Annotated in this window: 16 protein-coding genes; 10 read left to right on the top strand and 6 right to left on the bottom strand. The window is 34.6% G+C overall.

Annotated features, from left to right (window positions below):
- Positions 1-83: 83 nt before the first annotated feature.
- Complete coding sequence (locus ACW2QF_RS01190) at positions 84-530, top strand: protease complex subunit PrcB family protein (RefSeq protein WP_455714160.1); 447 nt, start codon at positions 84-86, stop codon at positions 528-530.
- Positions 531-622: 92 nt separating this feature from the next.
- The gene (locus ACW2QF_RS01185) at positions 623-2,191 is read left to right on the top strand and encodes a DUF3794 and LysM peptidoglycan-binding domain-containing protein (protein WP_455714159.1); all 1,569 of its coding nucleotides are present in this window, start codon (positions 623-625) and stop codon (positions 2,189-2,191) included.
- A 66-nt stretch (positions 2,192-2,257) separates the two neighbouring features.
- On the opposite strand, the gene ACW2QF_RS01180 is transcribed toward ACW2QF_RS01185, so the two are convergent.
- Positions 2,258-2,914: a hypothetical protein gene (locus ACW2QF_RS01180; RefSeq protein WP_455714158.1), complete on the bottom strand. Its 657-nt coding sequence runs from the start codon at positions 2,912-2,914 to the stop codon at positions 2,258-2,260.
- A 202-nt stretch (positions 2,915-3,116) separates the two neighbouring features.
- Between ACW2QF_RS01180 and ispE the strand changes: the two genes are divergently transcribed.
- From ispE to ACW2QF_RS01150, 6 genes are all read left to right on the top strand, one after another.
- Entirely contained in the window at positions 3,117-3,992 is an 876-nt protein-coding gene (ispE, locus tag ACW2QF_RS01175) for a 4-(cytidine 5'-diphospho)-2-C-methyl-D-erythritol kinase (RefSeq protein WP_455714157.1), read from the top strand.
- Between the two features lie 6 nt (positions 3,993-3,998).
- Positions 3,999-4,679 carry a GntR family transcriptional regulator gene (locus ACW2QF_RS01170; protein WP_455714156.1) on the top strand — a complete coding sequence of 227 codons (681 nt, stop codon included), beginning with the start codon at positions 3,999-4,001 and terminating at the stop codon, positions 4,677-4,679.
- Between the two features lie 80 nt (positions 4,680-4,759).
- Positions 4,760-5,437 (top strand): stage II sporulation protein R, encoded by a 678-nt coding sequence (gene spoIIR / locus ACW2QF_RS01165; RefSeq protein WP_455714155.1) that lies wholly within the window; start codon positions 4,760-4,762, stop codon positions 5,435-5,437.
- A gap of 88 nt (positions 5,438-5,525) precedes the next feature.
- Positions 5,526-6,578, top strand: coding sequence for a D-alanine--D-alanine ligase family protein (locus tag ACW2QF_RS01160; protein WP_455714154.1), 1,053 nt, complete (start codon positions 5,526-5,528; stop codon positions 6,576-6,578).
- 20 nt (positions 6,579-6,598) lie between these two features.
- Positions 6,599-7,411 (top strand): glutamate racemase, encoded by an 813-nt coding sequence (murI, locus tag ACW2QF_RS01155; RefSeq protein WP_455714153.1) that lies wholly within the window; start codon positions 6,599-6,601, stop codon positions 7,409-7,411.
- Positions 7,412-7,441: 30 nt separating this feature from the next.
- Positions 7,442-7,885, top strand: a complete 444-nt coding sequence (locus ACW2QF_RS01150) for a DUF1934 domain-containing protein (RefSeq protein ID WP_455714152.1) — start codon at positions 7,442-7,444, stop codon at positions 7,883-7,885.
- 74 nt (positions 7,886-7,959) lie between these two features.
- On the opposite strand, the gene ACW2QF_RS01145 is transcribed toward ACW2QF_RS01150, so the two are convergent.
- The 4 genes from ACW2QF_RS01145 to ACW2QF_RS01130 all read right to left on the bottom strand — a co-directional run bounded on the left by ACW2QF_RS01145 (position 7,960) and on the right by ACW2QF_RS01130 (position 12,517).
- Positions 7,960-8,415 (bottom strand): hypothetical protein, encoded by a 456-nt coding sequence (locus tag ACW2QF_RS01145; RefSeq protein WP_455714151.1) that lies wholly within the window; start codon positions 8,413-8,415, stop codon positions 7,960-7,962.
- A 156-nt stretch (positions 8,416-8,571) separates the two neighbouring features.
- Positions 8,572-9,300, bottom strand: a complete 729-nt coding sequence (locus ACW2QF_RS01140; protein WP_455714150.1) for a 1-acylglycerol-3-phosphate O-acyltransferase — start codon at positions 9,298-9,300, stop codon at positions 8,572-8,574.
- Positions 9,301-9,443: 143 nt separating this feature from the next.
- Positions 9,444-10,841 carry a M15 family metallopeptidase gene (locus ACW2QF_RS01135; protein ID WP_455714149.1) on the bottom strand — a complete coding sequence of 466 codons (1,398 nt, stop codon included), beginning with the start codon at positions 10,839-10,841 and terminating at the stop codon, positions 9,444-9,446.
- Positions 10,842-11,053: 212 nt separating this feature from the next.
- Entirely contained in the window at positions 11,054-12,517 is a 1,464-nt protein-coding gene (locus ACW2QF_RS01130) for a nicotinate phosphoribosyltransferase (RefSeq protein WP_455714148.1), read from the bottom strand.
- A gap of 255 nt (positions 12,518-12,772) precedes the next feature.
- Here ACW2QF_RS01130 and ACW2QF_RS01125 point away from each other — a divergent pair, with 255 nt between their 5' ends.
- Positions 12,773-13,660: a DUF3298 and DUF4163 domain-containing protein gene (locus ACW2QF_RS01125; protein WP_455714147.1), complete on the top strand. Its 888-nt coding sequence runs from the start codon at positions 12,773-12,775 to the stop codon at positions 13,658-13,660.
- 84 nt (positions 13,661-13,744) lie between these two features.
- On the opposite strand, the gene ACW2QF_RS01120 is transcribed toward ACW2QF_RS01125, so the two are convergent.
- Entirely contained in the window at positions 13,745-16,180 is a 2,436-nt protein-coding gene (locus ACW2QF_RS01120) for a GH36-type glycosyl hydrolase domain-containing protein (protein WP_455714167.1), read from the bottom strand.
- Between the two features lie 578 nt (positions 16,181-16,758).
- On the opposite strand from ACW2QF_RS01120, the gene ACW2QF_RS01115 reads away from it, so the two are divergent.
- On the top strand, positions 16,759-17,766 hold the full coding sequence (locus tag ACW2QF_RS01115) for a LacI family DNA-binding transcriptional regulator (RefSeq protein ID WP_455714146.1): 1,008 nt from the start codon (positions 16,759-16,761) through the stop codon (positions 17,764-17,766).

The following is a 17,766-nucleotide window of genomic DNA, read 5'->3' as shown; positions in this document are numbered from 1 at the left end:
ACGCTCAATACAAGTAAAAATTATACATGTTTTTGTAAAAATGAACATAAGATATAATAACTGATAAACCTAGGAGATAATTTATGAGGACATGGTTGAGAGGAAACCAGTGCAAAGGTGTATTAATCAAGAGACTAAGTTTACTTTTGGTATGCCTAATTACGATTATGCTAGCGGGGTGCAAATCTGAGAAAGCAGATATTAAGAAGATTAAAGATCTAGAATTTACAGTGGTTGAAGATGCTGACGTGCCTGAAGAATTAATGCAGATGATTGACGAAAAGAAAGAAGAAGCATTTAAGATGACATTCAAGAGTGAAGATTATCTCTACATAATTGTTGGATATGGAGCAAAACCAACAGGCGGTTATAGTATAGCAGTGAATGAATTATACTTAACAAGTAATGCAATTTATTTTGATACAGATTTAATAGGACCAGAAAAAACAGAATCTGTATCAGAGACTACGACATATCCTTACATAGTAGTTAAACTTGAGAAGTTAGATAAAAGAGTGGTATTCAAATAACAGGGGAGAATTTGCGAATTACATAAGTGGTGAGGTCATATTATAAATGTAGATAACATATGTTAGTGATAGAAGACAAGGAGGGATTATTTGTGGAGTTACTAAAAAAGAATGTCCATATGAATAAATTAAAATGCAAAAGCAGTGTGCAATTAACATTGGATGATGATTTTAATGTTCCGGATGTAAAGCCAGATATTTCGAGCATGATTAAAGAGCAGGGAAATATAATAATCTATGATATTAAAGCAATGAGCGGTAAGTTGTCTGTTAGAGGTGCTATGCAGTTTAATATTCTTTACATTAGTGAAGAGGATACAAGACCTGTTCATCATCTATCAGGAGAGATTCCATTTGAAGAAAGTATCAATATGGATGAGGCTTGCGCAGAAGATAATATCAGCGTGAAATGGGAGTTAGAAGATTTGAACACGGGTCTTATTAATTCTAGAAAAGTAAGTGTTAAAGCGATCGCAGCTTTTTCATTCGCAGCAGAAGATGTGTACGATGAAGAAACTGCAGTTGCTGTAGAAGGTGATAATAATTTACAAAGTAAGACGAAACATATTAATGTAACTCAGCTTGCAGTAAATAAAAAAGATACATTTCGTATCAAGGATGAGATATCTATTCCATCAAATAAACCCAATATATTCGAAATATTATATAGTGAAGTAGATTTAAGGAATATAGATATACGTATGCAGGATGAGAAGATTAGTTTGAAAGGGGAATTGCTGTTATTCGTTTTATATGCCTCTGAGGACGAGGAACATCCTATTCAATACATAGAGACCGAAGTACCTTTTAGTGGAAGTATCGACTGCAATGGATGTCTAGAAGAGATGATTCCGGATATTGATGTGTCGATTATCAGTAAGGATATCGAAGTGAAACCAGATGCAGATGGTGAAGAAAGAGTAATTGATCTTGAAGTAGTGCTAAATCTTGATATGAAAGCCTATGAAGAAGATGAGCTAGAGATACTAAGTGATGTGTATTCAACAGCGAAAGATGTGGTTCCTATATTTAAGGATGCGTACTATGAGAATCTACTGGTTAAGAATAATAGTAAAGCAAGGATTACAGATCGTATTAAGAAATCCGATGCACAACCTGGTATTATGCAAATTTGTAATGCTTACGGTAGTGTGAAAGTGGATGAGATGGAAGTTGTAGATGGTGGGATAGAGGTAGATGGGGTAATTGAGGTTCAAGTCATGTATATTACTGACGAAGACCGCAAGCCACTTAGTTCCATTAAAGGTGTGATACCATTCGCACAAACAATTGAAGTAAAGCAAATGAGTGCCAACAGTTATTTCGATGTGAAACCAAAACTTGAGTCAATTAGTGTTATTCTACTTGATAGTGATGAGGTTGAAGTGAAGGCGGGTGTCAATCTTGCAACAATTGTATTCGATCGCATTGTAGAACCAATCATTACGGAAGTAAATGAGCAAGATATTGATTTTGCTAAGTTACAAGAGATGCCAAGTATAGTTGGATATATTGCGAAACCAAGTGACTCTTTATGGTCAATAGCTAAGAAATACTATACAACAGTTGAGACTATTAAAGAAATTAATCAATTAGAGCAAGAAAGCATCAAAGCAGGCGACAAGATTATGATTGTTAAAGCGGTAGATGCAATTCTATAGTAATATAAAAAGGCTTTTAGATAAGGATAAATCATCTATATCTAAAAGCCTTTATACGTGATTCTATTACTTAACTTTAGAAGTTGCTGCTTGGTTTAATATCTCAGATGAAGTCTGTGATTCCATAGTAGAATCGTCCGTACCATTTTTCCAATTGTTTAATTTCTCGATTGTAGCTTCATAGGTACGTTGACAAATGTCTGGTAATGTATCGCCCCAAGATTTCGTAGCTGATTTAAAGCCTTTCATGAATGCGGCAATCATCTCATCTGCTTTATCTGGATCTGATCCAGTTAAAGCTTTCGCAAAGGAAACGATACGATCAGAAGTTTGTTCTACTCCCCAGTAACCATCTTCTGCAATATCTTTCTTCGCTTGTTCAGCTGTTTGTGCATCTACTTCTACTTTGCCTTCACGTAATAGCGTATACATCTCTTCATCACTTGCAAAAGTGTAGGTACTGCTTTGTTTTAATAGCAGTTTTTCTACCAGTGAGCGAAGTTGCATTGTACTTCTTTCGGCATCTGCTTTTAGTTTTGAGACCAATTCTGTATTAGGTGTATAGGTTGTAGACTTAGTTGAACTAGATTTCTCATAAACAACACCAGAATCACTTAATTGGTTGTTTTTAGAGTCATTTGCCTTCTTGTATGTAGTTGTTGCAGAAGCGGTAGATGCATTAGCATAGGTTTGAGATGATGTTGTAATTCCGTTTACGCTCATATTTGATTCCTCCTTGATAAATTTAATATATATATATTAATAATATCGGTATAATTAGTTAAAATAATTAATAAAAAGTAGTGGAATGTACCCTTATTGCTGAGATTTGATGATACTTGCAATTTTATATACTGGTGTGTATAATGTTATGTATACAAGATACAAGTGTAAACAAAGCGAATAAGATTGCTTAGGAGTAGAAATGAATACAATTATGTTAAAGGCTTACGCTAAGATAAATCTAGGATTAGATGTTCTTGGAAAACGGGAAGATGGATATCACGAAGTACGTATGATTATGCAAACCATTCGTTTGTATGACAAGCTAAATATGAAGAAGATAAATAAAGATGAAATTATAATCAACACCAATCTTACTTATCTACCAACGAATGAGAATAATTTGGTATACAAAGCAATACAAATGCTTAAAGATGAATACGGTCTAAAACAAGGAGTCTATGTGGATTTACAAAAGCATATACCTGTAGCTGCAGGGTTAGCTGGTGGAAGTTCTGATGCAGCGGCAGCGCTTATTGGGATGAATCGTTTGTTTCAACTTAAATTATCGAAGAAAGATTTGATGGAGCGAGCGGTGAAATTAGGTGCAGATATACCATATTGTATTCTTGGAGGTACTGCCTTGTCTGAGGGAATTGGAGAAATTTTGACGCCACTAGAATCCATGCCAAGCGCATATATACTAATAGCAAAACCATCTATTAACGTATCTACAAAGTATGTATATGAGAATCTAAAGCTTGATGAAAAGACCATCCATCCAGATATTGATGGAATTATGGACGCAATTAATAAGAAAGATTTACATGGAGTAACGGAACGATTGAGTAATGTACTAGAGAGCGTTACTATTGAAAAATATCCAGTGATACAGGAAATTAAAGATACAATGATGCAAAATGGTGCAATGAATTCCCTTATGAGTGGAAGTGGGCCAACTGTATTTGGCATTTTTCAAGATATGAATTTAGCAAAGAAAGCATTTTATCAGTTAAAGGTTCAAGGGAAAGCGAAGCAGATATATTTGACGGATATATTCAATAGGAAGAGAGGGTAAATCCAGATGAACGATTTAAAAGTTACGATGAATGAATACCTACCGCTTAGAGATGTGGTATTTAATACATTGAGACAAGCTATATTAAAAGGCGAGTTAAAACCTGGTGAAAGATTAATGGAAATCCAACTTGCTGATCGCCTTGGGGTTAGTAGAACACCAATTCGTGAAGCAATCCGTAAGCTTGAGTTAGAGGGGCTTGTAATTATGGTACCTAGAAAGGGTGCTGAAGTTGCCAAAATAACGAAGAAGGATTTAAATGATGTACTTGAAGTGCGTTGTGCACTTGAAGAACTTGCAGTGGAGTTAGCATGTAAGAAGATCACGAAGGAACAGGTTAAACAGTTAGAACATACATTAGCGGAATTCAAGGAAGTTATAAAAGGAAATAATCTCACTGAAATGGCTGAGTTAGATGAGAAATTCCATATGATGATCTTTGAGGCAACAGGAAATGCGAGATTAATTGGAATTTTAAATAACTTACGTGAACAGATGTATCGTTACCGTGTAGAATATCTTAAGGATAAAGAAGTATATGGTAAATTGGTGGAAGAACATGAATCTATTACTAAGAATATAATAGAATCAAATGTAGATTTAGCTAAGGCCAATGTTAAGGATCACATCTATAATCAAGCAATGACAATTAGTAAGAATATTAGTTCTACAACGGATCTTTCTTAGATAAATTAAATTGGAAAAATTGTTTAATTATTTTTTGCAAGGTAATACTCTAAATATGAAAAAATAATTGGAGGAGTATTATGAGTAAGAATAAATTAAAACAAAAAAAACATGCAATTAAGATATATGCATTACTAATTCTTTTGTGTTATATGGTATTCGTTGTGATCGATTTCTCAATACATACAACGAGTGCCAAGGAGATTACAGAGGGAATCTCAGAGAAGATAATCAGGTTACATGTATTAGCCAATAGTGATGATGAGGCTGATCAGGCATTAAAGTTGAAGGTTAAGGATGCAGTTGTGAAGAAGTTTGGAAGTACGTTTGCAAGTGCAAAGAATAAAAGTGATGCAGAAATATTGATAGAAGAGAATTTCGAAGACATACGTAAAGTTGCATTGGATGTCATAAAAGAAGAAGGATATGATTATGATGTACATGTATATATAACAGATTGCATGTTTCCCACAAAAGTTTATAAGGATTTAACATTTCCAGCAGGAATGTATGAAGCGTTACGAATTGATATAGGAACAGGAGAAGGGAAAAATTGGTGGTGCGTCATGTACCCACCACTCTGTTTTGTTGATCAGACATACTCAGTTGTTCCAGAGGATTCTAAGAGACAATTAGAAGATCTATTAACTACAAGGGAATATGAATCTTTGCTTACGGATCAATCAACTAAGGTTACGTATCGCTTTAAAGTAGTAGAAATAATCGAAGATATTTATAATCTTGTAACAAATAATTAGAAAGACTATATATCAGTAGTAAGATAGTGTATAATATCAGGTAAGGCAATTTAGGTTTAATGAATGGAAAAGAGAAGGGATAAGGCATATGAGTAAGAAAAGCATAGCAGTAATTTTTGGCGGAAAATCCTCAGAACATGAAGTATCGTGTGTATCGGCAGTAACAGTAATTGAGAATATCGATACAGATGCCTATAATCTTGTATTAATAGGAATTACAAAAGAAGGAAAATGGTTAAAGGTTGATTCTATAGAACAGATAACATCTGGAACATGGTATAATAGTACAGAGAATGCGGTATTATCTCCAGATGCTTCACATAAAGGTATCTTAGTTGTTAAGGGTAATACAGTAGAGAAGATTACAATTGATGTCGTATTCCCAGTATTACATGGTCTTAATGGTGAAGATGGTACCATACAAGGATTGTTTGAATTATCCGGAATTCCATATGTAGGTTGTGGAGTGTTAGCATCAAGCATCTCTATGGATAAATTATATACTAAAATAGTTGTTGACACATTGAATATTCGACAAGCAAAATATGTTGCAGTACTTAAGAGTGACATGAAAAATATCAATGAAGTTGTAGAAAAAGTAGAAGAGAAGCTTAGCTATCCTGTATTCGTAAAACCTTCTAATGCGGGTTCTTCTCAAGGTGTTTCAAAGGCACATGACCGTGATGAATTAGTTGCTGGTTTAGAAGCGGCTATGAAGCACGATCGTAAAGTATTAGTGGAAGAAACAATAGTTGGTAGAGAAATCGAATGTGCAATTCTTGGTGGAAACGAGCCAAAAGCTTCTGGTGTAGGAGAAATCCTTGCAGCAGCAGACTTCTATGATTATGAAGCAAAATATCATAATGCAGAATCCAAAACAGTAATTTCGCCTGACCTTCCAAAAGAAGTTGAGGAAAAGATTCGTGAATCAGCAGTTCGTATATTCAAAGCAGTTGACGGATATGGATTATCTAGAGTTGATTTCTTTGTTGAAAAAGATACGAATGATGTTGTATTCAATGAGATTAATACGTTACCTGGCTTTACTGGAATTAGCATGTATCCAATGTTATGGGAAGCGAAAGGTATTAGTAAAAAAACATTAGTTGAAAAAATCATTCAATCTGCTTATTCGAGATAAGGAGAATAGGAGGAAATATCATGGATAAGAATGCTCCAATTGGGATCTTCGATTCAGGAATTGGTGGATTGACTGTTGTACGTGAGGTAATGAAACAATTACCTAATGAGAGAATTGTTTACTTTGGTGATACAGCTCGTGTACCATATGGTAGTAAATCAAAAGAAACAGTAATTACCTACGCAAGACAAATCGTGAAATTCTTGCAAACTAAAAAAGTGAAAGCTATTGTTATTGCATGTAATACAGCTTGTGCATTAGCTTTTGAAACAGTAAAACAAGAGAGTGATATTCCAGTAATTGGTGTGGTTAAGCCGGGTGCGAAAACAGCAGCGGCTACAACGAAGAATGGAAAAATCGGTATCATAGCGACGGAAGCTACAATAAGAAGTGGAATCTATGAAGAGTTTTTAAGTCAAACTAATCCAGAGGTGCAAGTATACGGTAAAGCATGTCCATTATTCGTACCTTTAGTTGAAGAAGGTTTGCTAGATGATAGTATAACCGTAGAAATTGCAAGTAGATATCTACAATCACTGAAAGAATACAATATAGATACATTAGTGTTAGGCTGTACCCATTATCCGTTGATTCGCGATACATTACAAAAGGTAGCTGGTGATGAAGTAACTCTTGTTAATCCAGCATTTGAAACTGCACAATCATTAAAGTTAATGTTAGAGAAAAACGGTATTCAGAGTGATCGAACAGAGGTAGTAACCGATCATAAATTCTTTGTTAGTGATGGTGCAGAGAAATTTAAGGTATTTGCTAACACAATTTTACCTTGTGATGTAGAAGAGACAAAGGATATTAATATTGAACAGTATTAGATTACTATAATTAATATACAAGGAGGAAGTATGACAAAAGATGTTTTGGTAACGATAGCGGGGCTTCAATTTGAGATTGATAGCGAAGAGCCTATTGAGGTAATAACAGCAGGTCAATACTTCTATAAAAATGAAAAACACTATGTTCTTTATGATGAGATTGTAGATGATATGAATGGAATCTGTAAGAATAAAATTAAGATTACTAACAATCTAGTTGAAATTCTAAAAACAGGTAGCAGTAATGTCCACATGGTGTTTGAAGTTGGGAAGAAAAATTTGACTTATTATAATACACCTTTTGGTAATCTGCTAATCGGTATAGATACAACGAAAATTACATGTAAAGAATCAGAAGAAGCAATTGAACTAAATATCGAATATGGATTAGATGTGAATTATGAACACGTATCCGATTGCGGTATTTCAGTTAAAATTGCATCGAAGAAAACAGCGACGAAAGTAACTATGTAACAGAATTCATAGTTAAAATAAGCTAATATAAAATCCCTTAGTTTGAAATGAATCAAAAACTAAGGGATTTTATATTAGCCTTTTTTTGCTACTTTATTTTTCATTTTCTTAAAGAAACTAACCTTCTCTGGTTTTGTCTCTAGACTACCACGAAGACCTTTAACTTCCATTACATAGATACCATTCATGACAGCTTTAACTTCTTTCTTAACAGGTATATGATCGAAAATCTTCTCATCGCAGATTAATGTCATGATTTTTGGACCAATTTTAGCTTTAATAACTGGAACCTTAGAACGTCTTAGATATTTAGGTGTTTGATCAATTACAATCTGAGGAAGACCAGCTTCTTTTAACTTCATACGTTTCTTGTCTATTACTAATAAAGAGACTGTCTGAGCACCTTCTTTCATCTGTGCTTGAGAAACCTCTGATTTTTTCTGCATCTTGCTACCGAATATATAAAGTGCTATCATCGCAACAATAAAAACAGCAACTACAATTAGTATTGCAATAGCCCATCCTGGCATTTTATGTACCTCCTTTTCTTCTTCTAGTTTTAAAAAGCCTTGATATATACGCATTTTTTCGTATATTGTATGAGGACCAGTCATACTGATTTATTATATCATTAATTGTTAAAAATGAAAATAGTGTTTCTGGAATTCCACTGAAATTTTAACGTGTTAAATAAGGGATTCATTTTTTTCTAGCATTTCCTTAATTATGCCTTGAACATAAGGAGAAAGATGTTTTCTTTCTTCAGCAGGAAGTTCTTTAATATAAATTGGTTTTCCAAATTCGATAATTACATGACCTTTACGAATCCAAGGTAAATGTTTTTCGAATAAAGAATCTGTATTATTCATAGCAACAGGAATAATAGGGCAACCCGATTTCTCTGCAATTTTAAAACTACCTTCTTTGAAAGGCAGCATTTCTTTGCCCTGATTTCTTGTGCCTTCTGGTGCTATAAAGATAGAGTGTCCATTTTTGACTAAGTCTATACCTTCAAGAATTGTCTTCATTCCTTCTCGAATGTTGTCGCGATCAAGGAAAAGACAGTTTAGATTTTTCATCCAACTACTGATAAAAGGAATTTTACGCATTTCTTTCTTGGCTACGAAGCCAGTAAGAGTTGGAACAGAAGTGTAACCAATTAAGATGTCAAAATAACTTCTATGGTTGAAAACGTATAAAACTGACTGATCCTTTGGAATATTCTCGAGACCAATTACTGTTTTCTTAACACCACATCCAGCTAATATCATCTTGAATGCAGCTACCACAATCTTCTGTGAACTACGTACTTTAAGTTGTTTATCAAACTTTCCTATTATGAATTCGATAAATAGTAAAGGGATGCTTATTATAAAGAAAATAAGTAGAAATAAAGCAACAAATAGTGTTTTCATTATTGTACCCATGCCTTTCACGTAAAAATAATAAAAGTATCGTAAATATTCTTAATGAAAGATATATTTACAATACTCTTATTATATCATAAAAAAGTAATATTAACCATACAAAACTAGATTCCAAGCCTTATATACTATTATTAATTGCTTCCATTCGTACCATCTTCACCAGATTCAACTGGGGCAGTACCATCCTCAGATGAGGACTCTTCATCGGTATCAGGATTATCGGAATCAGAAGTGTCCGTATCTTCATCAGTAGGTGTTTCTGGATCGGTTTCTGGATCAGTTGCATCAGAACCACCTGTGCTTGAATCGTCAGAATCAGGTTTTTGATTGCTAGTATCGTTGTCTGAAGAGGTGTTTCCGGAGCTTGGTTTCTTATCGGTATCGGAATCCTTATCGGAATCCCCCTTATTTGTAGTGTTATTGTTTTTGTTTGTATCCTTATCTTTGTTTGTATCTTTATCTTTGTTTGTGTCTTTATCTTTGTTTGTGTCTTTATCTTTATTTGTATCTTTATCTTTTGAAGTATCTTTATCCTTTGAGGTATCTTTATCCTTTGAGGTATCTTTATCTTTTGAGTTATCCTTATCTTTGGTTGTTTCTTTGCCCATATCAGAATCAGTACTTTGATTAGAAGTATTCGTTCTTGGATTCTCTTTGATGATATCATCTGGATCATCTACATCAATAGCGTTATCAGTTGAATGTTGTAGGTCTACAGGTAGAGTATAGTTATAATACTCTTCTAAAGTTAAGTTGTTCTCATATAGGTATGTAGCTAATTCTACACCGAGATAACGAATATGCCAAGGTTCGTAGGCATAACCTGTAATTTCAGATTTATCTTTTGGATAACGAATAATAAAGCCATATTCATGGGCATGCTCAGCAAGCCATTTACCTTCGTCGGTATAACCAAAAGATTCGCTAAGACGATTTCCAACGGAAGCAGCTGATACATCAATGGATAAGCCTGTCTGATGTTCGCTGAATCCTGGTTTTGCTGAATAACGATTTGTGTAGTCAGTACCTTTGGTTGCAATGTTCCTATTATAGATGGAGCTCTGTCTTTTATAGGAACGATAGCCAGAGACACCAGTTATTTTGTAACCATCTTCTAATGCAGCGTCAAATAAGTCCTCAAGAGCATTTGCAGCAACTTTTCGTAATAAACGCTTCTCATCAGAGTAATTAAAACTAAATGCAACGTCTGGTTCAATTAAATCAGGTGGTATATAATCTTCTGGTAATCCATATTCCTTGTTTACGAATACACCGATGCTCTCTGAATTAGTATCCAGTGTTGCGTTTGCAGTTACTTTAATTATAGTAGAACCATCCGTGTCATGGGCAAGTGCCGGAATGGTATCAGTACCCACATATTGTCCTAATTCATTCGCGTCATCCGAGTTATAGTAGTATTCAAAGCCCTTGGTATTATCATTAGACTTTGACATAGAAGTAATCGATGAATACACTACGACGGTAACTAGAAGTGTGATTCCTACTATGACGAGTTTATTCTTTCTCATAGTATCAGCCTTTCTATCAATCGATGATAAATCGATGTGAATGTTGAGAATAAATCATCGCCTTAGAACGGATTTATTCTATTTTACATAAACAATAACCTAATTATAGCATAATAAATCGAAAATGCTAGTTTAATAGCAAAAATTAATAAAATAATAAGAAAAAATGGAGTTTATGTTGCTGATAAACTCCATTTTTTTCGAAAAGTACTTTATTTATGGCTATGTGAACGTGTATTATAATTGTCTAACAATTGATTCTTTAAGTGCCACAATTCATTAGATAAGTCAACATATACTCTGTGAGGATTTACAAGGCGTCTTGTTTCGTCCCATAGAGTAGATAATTCTTTTTGGCAGTATGCGCGTATGTCCATAACTTTAGGAGATTCATACACACATTTACCATCGATGAAGACTGGTACTAGAAGTTCACGTAGCGTATATTCACCAGCTTCAAGATATGTTTTCTTCCAAGTATTGATAGGATCAAAGAGCATCAGAGGATTATCTTCAGAGAATTTCTCATCTGCTAAAGCTATTAAATCAGCTTTTAGTTTTCCATTTTCTTTTTCATATACACGGTATACAGTTTTATTACCTGGATTTGTGATTTTCCACTCATTTTCAGATAGTTTGATTTTAGGAATGAATACACCATTTTTCTTAATGGCAGCTAGTTTATATACACCACCAAAAGCAGGGCAGTCCTTACTAGTGATTAAGTTAGTACCTACACCCCAAGATGTGATAGCAGCTCCTTGTGTCTTAAGTGAATCAATAAGGTACTCATCAAGGTCACTTGAAGCGCATATAATAGCATCGTGATAACCAGCGTTATCTAACATTTTGCGAGCCTTCTTAGATAAGTAAGCAAGGTCACCACTGTCAAGACGAATACCATATTTCTTAGGCATCTTACCCTCAGCTTTTAATTCGTCGAATACTTTGATTGCATTAGGTACACCACTACGTAAGGTATCATACGTATCTACTAAGAGAGTAGCGTTGCTCGGATATAGTTCAGCATATTTGCGGAATGCAGTTAGCTCGTCTTCAAAACTCATAATCCAACTATGTGCATGGGTACCAAGGGCAGGTACTTCAAATTCTTTTGCGCATAATACATTACTTGTACCAATACAACCGCCAATTACAGCTGCACGAGCGCCTAATGTACCAGCATCTGGTCCTTGAGCACGACGAAGGCCAAACTCCATAACGCCTTCTCCACCAGCTGCAAAAACAACACGAGAAGCTTTTGTAGCTATTAAACTTTGGTGATTAATAATATTCAACAATGCAGTTTCAATAAGTTGAGCTTCCATGATAGGAGCAATAACTTTCACAAGAGGTTCCATTGGGAATACAACGGTTCCTTCTTCCATAGCATAGATGCTACCAGTGAATTTGAAATCTGCTAAGTATGCTAGAAAATCTTCATCAAATATGTTCAAGGAGCGAAGATAAGCGATGTCTTCTTCATCAAAACGTAGGTTTTTAATATAATCAATTACTTGATCCAAGCCTGCAGCAATGGCATAACCACTTCCAGATGGATTTGTTCTATAGAAAGCATCAAAAATTACTGTATCATTTGTATTATTCTTAAAATATCCTTGCATCATTGTTAGTTCATAAAAATCAGTTAATAACGTCAAATTCTGTTTTTCCATGATTCTACTCCTTTGTTATTTTAGGAATTTTTACTGAATAAATGGTATATTTCCAAGGAATATTGGTTTGAAAAGTAAACCATATCTAGTATATTATAGCACGTTTCCTTAAATGTACAATACATTTATTCTAACTGGTTGTTGATGTACAAGTACACGTAAGATAATCAATAAATATTCTTGATTATGGTGGATTTAGACCACCATGCTATGCTCTTTTTGATATGGGTGCTAAAATTAAAGAAGGAGGGAGTTATGAAAAAAATTAAAAGTTTTGTTTTACTGACCATACTAATGTCGCTTTTACTAATTGGCTGTAGGTTTAATTACCATAGCAATCCGAATGACAGAAGGAATGAGATGGTTGATACATCATCGAATCAAGCACAACGAGAGATTCCTTATGAGAAGTTAGGAGACTGCCTCTATATATGGAAGGATAAGGACAATCAGGAATTATTACAAGGTCATGTAAAGCTAAGTGAGAATGTGGAGAATGAGAATTTCTATGCGGAAGGAACAGACATTAAAATTCTTGAGAAACGAGCAAGCTATCCTGATGTTGTAGGGGACTTGGATAGCAAGATAAATAAGGCTGTTGAAGAGTATAGTAAGAAACGTAAGGATGCGTTTGATTCTCAGGTTAAGGAAGGATTAGAAGCAGCAAATAATATGGCACAAGGTGCTCCTAACAATGTTACTCCGTATGAATTTGAGCATTCATGGCAAGTAATAAGAAATGATGAGAAAATGCTAACTATAGTCAGTTCTGTATTTTCTTACGCAGGTGGAGCGCATCCGAATGTAGTTAAAGATGTAAGTTCATTTGATCCGGTAGAAGGAGAGAAATTAACAATAGCATCGATAACTACCGATGAGAAAGCTTTCAAACAATTTGTAGAGGAGGCTTTGAATACATATGTAGTTGAACATAATTGCAGCGAGTACTTGTTTGGTGAGAATGGATATAAGGAGGCCTTCAAAAATTGGGATAGAAATTGGTGGATCATCAATGGATATTTATTCGTCGGTTTTAATACCTATGATATAGCACCGTATGTGGCAGGTCCATTAGTAATACCAGTGGATATCACCAACGCGAAGCAATATCTAAGTGATTATGGAAAATCTTTATTTGAGTAATAGAAAACCCTGTAGGAAGTTAAGAGGACCTACAGGGTTTCTGACTATAAAATCACACTAGGTTAAGAAGGAGAGTACTAAAAATTATCCTAGTATAATTGTCGCACTGTATTCTTTCTTTCCATCTACGAATGGAATCATGTTGCCATTCATTTCTTGACCATCAACAATTAACTTAGCAACACCTTTTTGAGCTCCATTTGGATTCTCAACAGTGATGTTATAGGTTACACCACGGAATATTCGTGTAGCTTTGAATCCTGGCATGTCACTTGGGATACAAGGATCAACTACAAGACCATCGAATTCAGGACGGATACCAATAATATATTGTGAAACATTAACAAATGTCCAAGCTGCAGTACCTGTTAACCAACTATTCTTAGCTTCGCCATGGCGAGGAGCATCAGCACCAGCAACCATTTGTGAATATACATATGGTTCTGTACGGTGGATTTCACTAATTTCTTCAACATAAGCTGGACAAGTCTTTTTGTAGATTTCAAAAGCACGATCGCCACGTCCAATAACTGTTTCAGCAATAGAAACCCAAGGATTGTTGTGGCAGAAGATACCAGCGTTTTCTTTGTAACCAGGTGGGTATGAGGATACTTCACCAAGATTTACATGGTAATCTTTATAAGCAGGTTGTAATAACATTACACCATATTTTGTATCAAGTTTCTCTTTTACAGAGTTTAACGCTTTCTCTGCAAGACCTTCTTCAACACCAATTCCAGCAAGGACACAGAAACCTTGTGGCTCAATGAAGATTTGACCATCTTCACATTCTTTTGAACCGATTTTTTCACTAAATGCATCGTATGCACGAAGGAACCATTCGCCATCCCAACCACTTTCAAGAACAGTAGCATACATCCTATCTACAGCAGCAAGTGCACGATCAGCTTCTGCTTGGTTTCCAGTTCTCTTACATAGTTCAGCATATTCTTTACCGTATTTCACAAACATACCAGCGATGAATACCGATTCTGCTTTACCACTTTCGAAGTTGGAACAAGTTTGGAAAGACTCACCTGGTGTTTTAGAGAAGCAGTTAAGGTTTAGACAGTCATTCCAGTCTGCTCTACCGATGAGTGGTAAACCGTGTGGTCCAAGGTTTGTATTTGTAAATTCAAAAGAACGTCTTAAATGTTCCATTAAAGTCTGTGCTTTTGTTTCATCATTATCAAATGGAACAGATTCTTCTAAGATTCCGAAATCACCAGTTTCTTTTATGTATGCAGACACGCAAGCGATTAACCATAATGGATCATCGTTGAAACCACTACCAATATCCATATTACCTTTTTTAGTAAGTGGTTGGTATTGGTGATATGCGCTACCATCTTCGAATTGAGTAGAAGCAATATCAATAATTCTTTCACGAGCACGGTCTGGAATTAAATGAACGAATCCAAGTAAGTCCTGACAAGAATCACGGAATCCCATACCACGTCCAGTACCTGATTCGTAGTAAGAAGCAGAACGTGACATATTGAAGGTAACCATACATTGATATTGGTTCCAAGTGTTAATCATTCTAGTTAATTTATCATCATTAGTTTCTACAGTATATTTGGATAAAAGATTTTGCCAATGTTCTTTTAATTCGTTAAGAGCTGCTTCTACTTGTTCATTGGTATTAAACTTCGCTAACATCTCTTTAGCAGGAGCTTTATTAATTACACCAGGAGCTTCCCATTTGTTTTCTTCTTCATTTTCAAGATATCCTAAAACGAAGATATATGTTTTTTCTTCACCTGGTTGTAAAGTAACGTTAATATTATGTGAACCAATTGGAGCCCAACCACTTGCTTTTGAATTGGTAGATTGACCTTGTTCTACAACGATAGGGCGGTTTACGCCACGGTAGGCACCAAGGAAAGAGTCTCGATCTGTATCATATCCATCAATAGCAGTGTTAACAGAATATACAGCATAGTGATTTCTTCTTTCTCTGTATTCTGTCTTGTGATAAATTGCAGAACCTTCGATTTCAACTTCTCCGATGCTGAAGTTTCTTTGAAAGTTCGTCATATCATCAACGGCATTCCATAAACAGAATTCTATGTAGGAGAATAATGATATGTCTTTAGCTTGACTACTTTTATTCGTAAGCGTTAAGCGGTTAATTTCGCAGTTATTATTTAATGGAACAAAAGCCGTTAATTCAGCTGCTAACTCGTTCTTTGTTGACTCGAACACACTGTATCCTAGTCCGTGACGACAGCTATAGGAATCAAGCTCAGTTTGAACTGGTTGCCAACCTGGATTCCAAACGGTATCGCCATCTTTGATGTAATAATAGCGACCATTTGTATCAGCTGGAACATTATTATAACGATAGCGAGTTAAACGTAATAGTTTAGCATCTTTGTAGAAACTGTATCCACCACATGTGTTAGAAATTAAAGAAAAGAAATTCTCGCATCCTAAATAGTTAATCCATGGAAGTGGTGTAGTTGGTGAGGTAATAACGTATTCTTGTCTTGCGTCATCAAAATAACCAAATTTCATCTTATTCATTCTCCATTCTTTTATAAAATTATAATTAGCTATATCATAGATACCACACTCGATTGCTTATTAAAATTGAGCAATGGTAATGAAAACGATTAAGTAAATGAGTCGACTCATATTCTCTATATAATTTAGTATATATTACAAACGAAACAAAAGCAATATCAAACCAAATCTTTGTTGAAAACATACAAAAATAATAAGATAATATGGTAAAAAAACACACCAAAACTGTTTTTTATATTTAGTTTGATTACTATACTAAACAATAAAGGCGTTGAGAGAAAAAGAATGCCTTTATAAATGAAATTAAGTACTATAACTTAAAAAAAGAAAAATTAGGTAACAAAATAGGGTTTATTTGTGCTATATATAATAAAAAGCAGTTGTAATGTATTCGAATATATTGCAATAATACAAAAAATATGTTATAGTGGTCAACGTAATCGTTTAAGAAAAATATAGTAAATTACGAAAGGCTTTTTTCAGTATTTGTGAGCAATTAATTTTTTGCTTATTCATAGATAATGTTGTATAATGTCAAAGGTAAAGTGCTATTTTGGGGGGAAACTAATATGGTGTCGATGAAGGATATTGCTTTAAAGTGTAATGTTTCTGTTGCAACAGTTAGTAAAGCTTTAAATGATCATAGTGATATTAGTCAAGAAAAAAAACAGATAATTAAAGAAACGGCAAAAGAAATGGGGTATTTTCCAAACTCTGCTGCTCGCGCTTTGAAAACAAATCGTACCTATAATATAGGTGTGTTATTTGTTGATGATGCCAATAGTGGGCTTACCCATGAATATTTTGCAAGTGTACTAGAAGGATTTAAGGTTGAAGCAGAGAAAAAGGGATATGATATTACATTTATTAATCATCGCATTGGAGTTCGTACGATGTCTTACTATGAGCATTGTATGTATCGTGGTGTTGATGGTGTTGTTATTGCGTGCGTAAACTTTAATCACCCAGAAGTAATTGAATTAATCAATAGTGATCTTCCTGTACTTACAATTGACCATATTTTTAATAATAGGATTGCTGTTATGTCAGATAATGTTCAAGGTATGCATGATTTAGTGGAATTTGTTTATCAAGCGGGACATAGAAAAATTGCGTATATTCATGGTGCGGAATCTTCGGTTACAACGGATCGTTTAGCTAGTTTTTACCGTACATTAGAAGAATTGAATGTAGAGATTCCAGACGAATATGTGAGAGAGGGTGTTTATCATGAAACGCAAAAAGCAGCCGAAATTACAAGAGAATTATTACAGTTAAAGGATCGCCCAACTTGTATCTTCTATCCGGATGATTTCGCATGTATCGGTGGAATTAACGTAATCAAAGGAATGGGATATCGAATTCCCGAAGATATCTCGGTTGTGGGATACGATGGACTTACCATTTCTAATGTTTTAGAACCTGAATTAACAACCTTAAAGCAGGATACATCTCGCTTGGGAAAAGAGGCAGCTGCTCATTTAGTTAATTTAATTGAAAAGCCAAGAACTGCTATTATTGAGCGTGTAGTTGTTCCTGGAAAGATTCAACAAGGTAAATCGGTAAAACAAATGTAA

The organism is Anaerosporobacter sp., assembly GCF_965301125.1.
The sequence above is the reverse complement of the archived record's forward strand: the minus strand, read 5'-3'. Positions and strand labels throughout refer to the sequence as shown.

What these genes read in the sequence shown, in the direction of transcription:
- ACW2QF_RS01160 (WP_455714154.1), top strand. Translation starts at nt 5,526, where the DNA reads ATGAGTAAGAAAAGCATAGCAGTAATTTTTGGCGGAAAATCCTCAGAA.
- ACW2QF_RS01170 (WP_455714156.1), top strand. Translation starts at nt 3,999, where the DNA reads ATGAACGATTTAAAAGTTACGATGAATGAATACCTACCGCTTAGAGAT.
- ACW2QF_RS01150 (WP_455714152.1), top strand. Translation starts at nt 7,442, where the DNA reads ATGACAAAAGATGTTTTGGTAACGATAGCGGGGCTTCAATTTGAGATT.
- ACW2QF_RS01135 (WP_455714149.1), bottom strand. Translation starts at nt 10,841, where the DNA reads ATGAGAAAGAATAAACTCGTCATAGTAGGAATCACACTTCTAGTTACC.
- ACW2QF_RS01125 (WP_455714147.1), top strand. Translation starts at nt 12,773, where the DNA reads ATGAAAAAAATTAAAAGTTTTGTTTTACTGACCATACTAATGTCGCTT.
- ACW2QF_RS01140 (WP_455714150.1), bottom strand. Translation starts at nt 9,300, where the DNA reads ATGAAAACACTATTTGTTGCTTTATTTCTACTTATTTTCTTTATAATA.
- ACW2QF_RS01115 (WP_455714146.1), top strand. Translation starts at nt 16,759, where the DNA reads ATGGTGTCGATGAAGGATATTGCTTTAAAGTGTAATGTTTCTGTTGCA.
- ispE (WP_455714157.1), top strand. Translation starts at nt 3,117, where the DNA reads ATGAATACAATTATGTTAAAGGCTTACGCTAAGATAAATCTAGGATTA.
- ACW2QF_RS01190 (WP_455714160.1), top strand. Translation starts at nt 84, where the DNA reads ATGAGGACATGGTTGAGAGGAAACCAGTGCAAAGGTGTATTAATCAAG.
- ACW2QF_RS01145 (WP_455714151.1), bottom strand. Translation starts at nt 8,415, where the DNA reads ATGCCAGGATGGGCTATTGCAATACTAATTGTAGTTGCTGTTTTTATT.
- ACW2QF_RS01130 (WP_455714148.1), bottom strand. Translation starts at nt 12,517, where the DNA reads ATGGAAAAACAGAATTTGACGTTATTAACTGATTTTTATGAACTAACA.
- ACW2QF_RS01120 (WP_455714167.1), bottom strand. Translation starts at nt 16,180, where the DNA reads ATGAAATTTGGTTATTTTGATGACGCAAGACAAGAATACGTTATTACC.
- murI (WP_455714153.1), top strand. Translation starts at nt 6,599, where the DNA reads ATGGATAAGAATGCTCCAATTGGGATCTTCGATTCAGGAATTGGTGGA.
- spoIIR (WP_455714155.1), top strand. Translation starts at nt 4,760, where the DNA reads ATGAGTAAGAATAAATTAAAACAAAAAAAACATGCAATTAAGATATAT.
- ACW2QF_RS01180 (WP_455714158.1), bottom strand. Translation starts at nt 2,914, where the DNA reads ATGAGCGTAAACGGAATTACAACATCATCTCAAACCTATGCTAATGCA.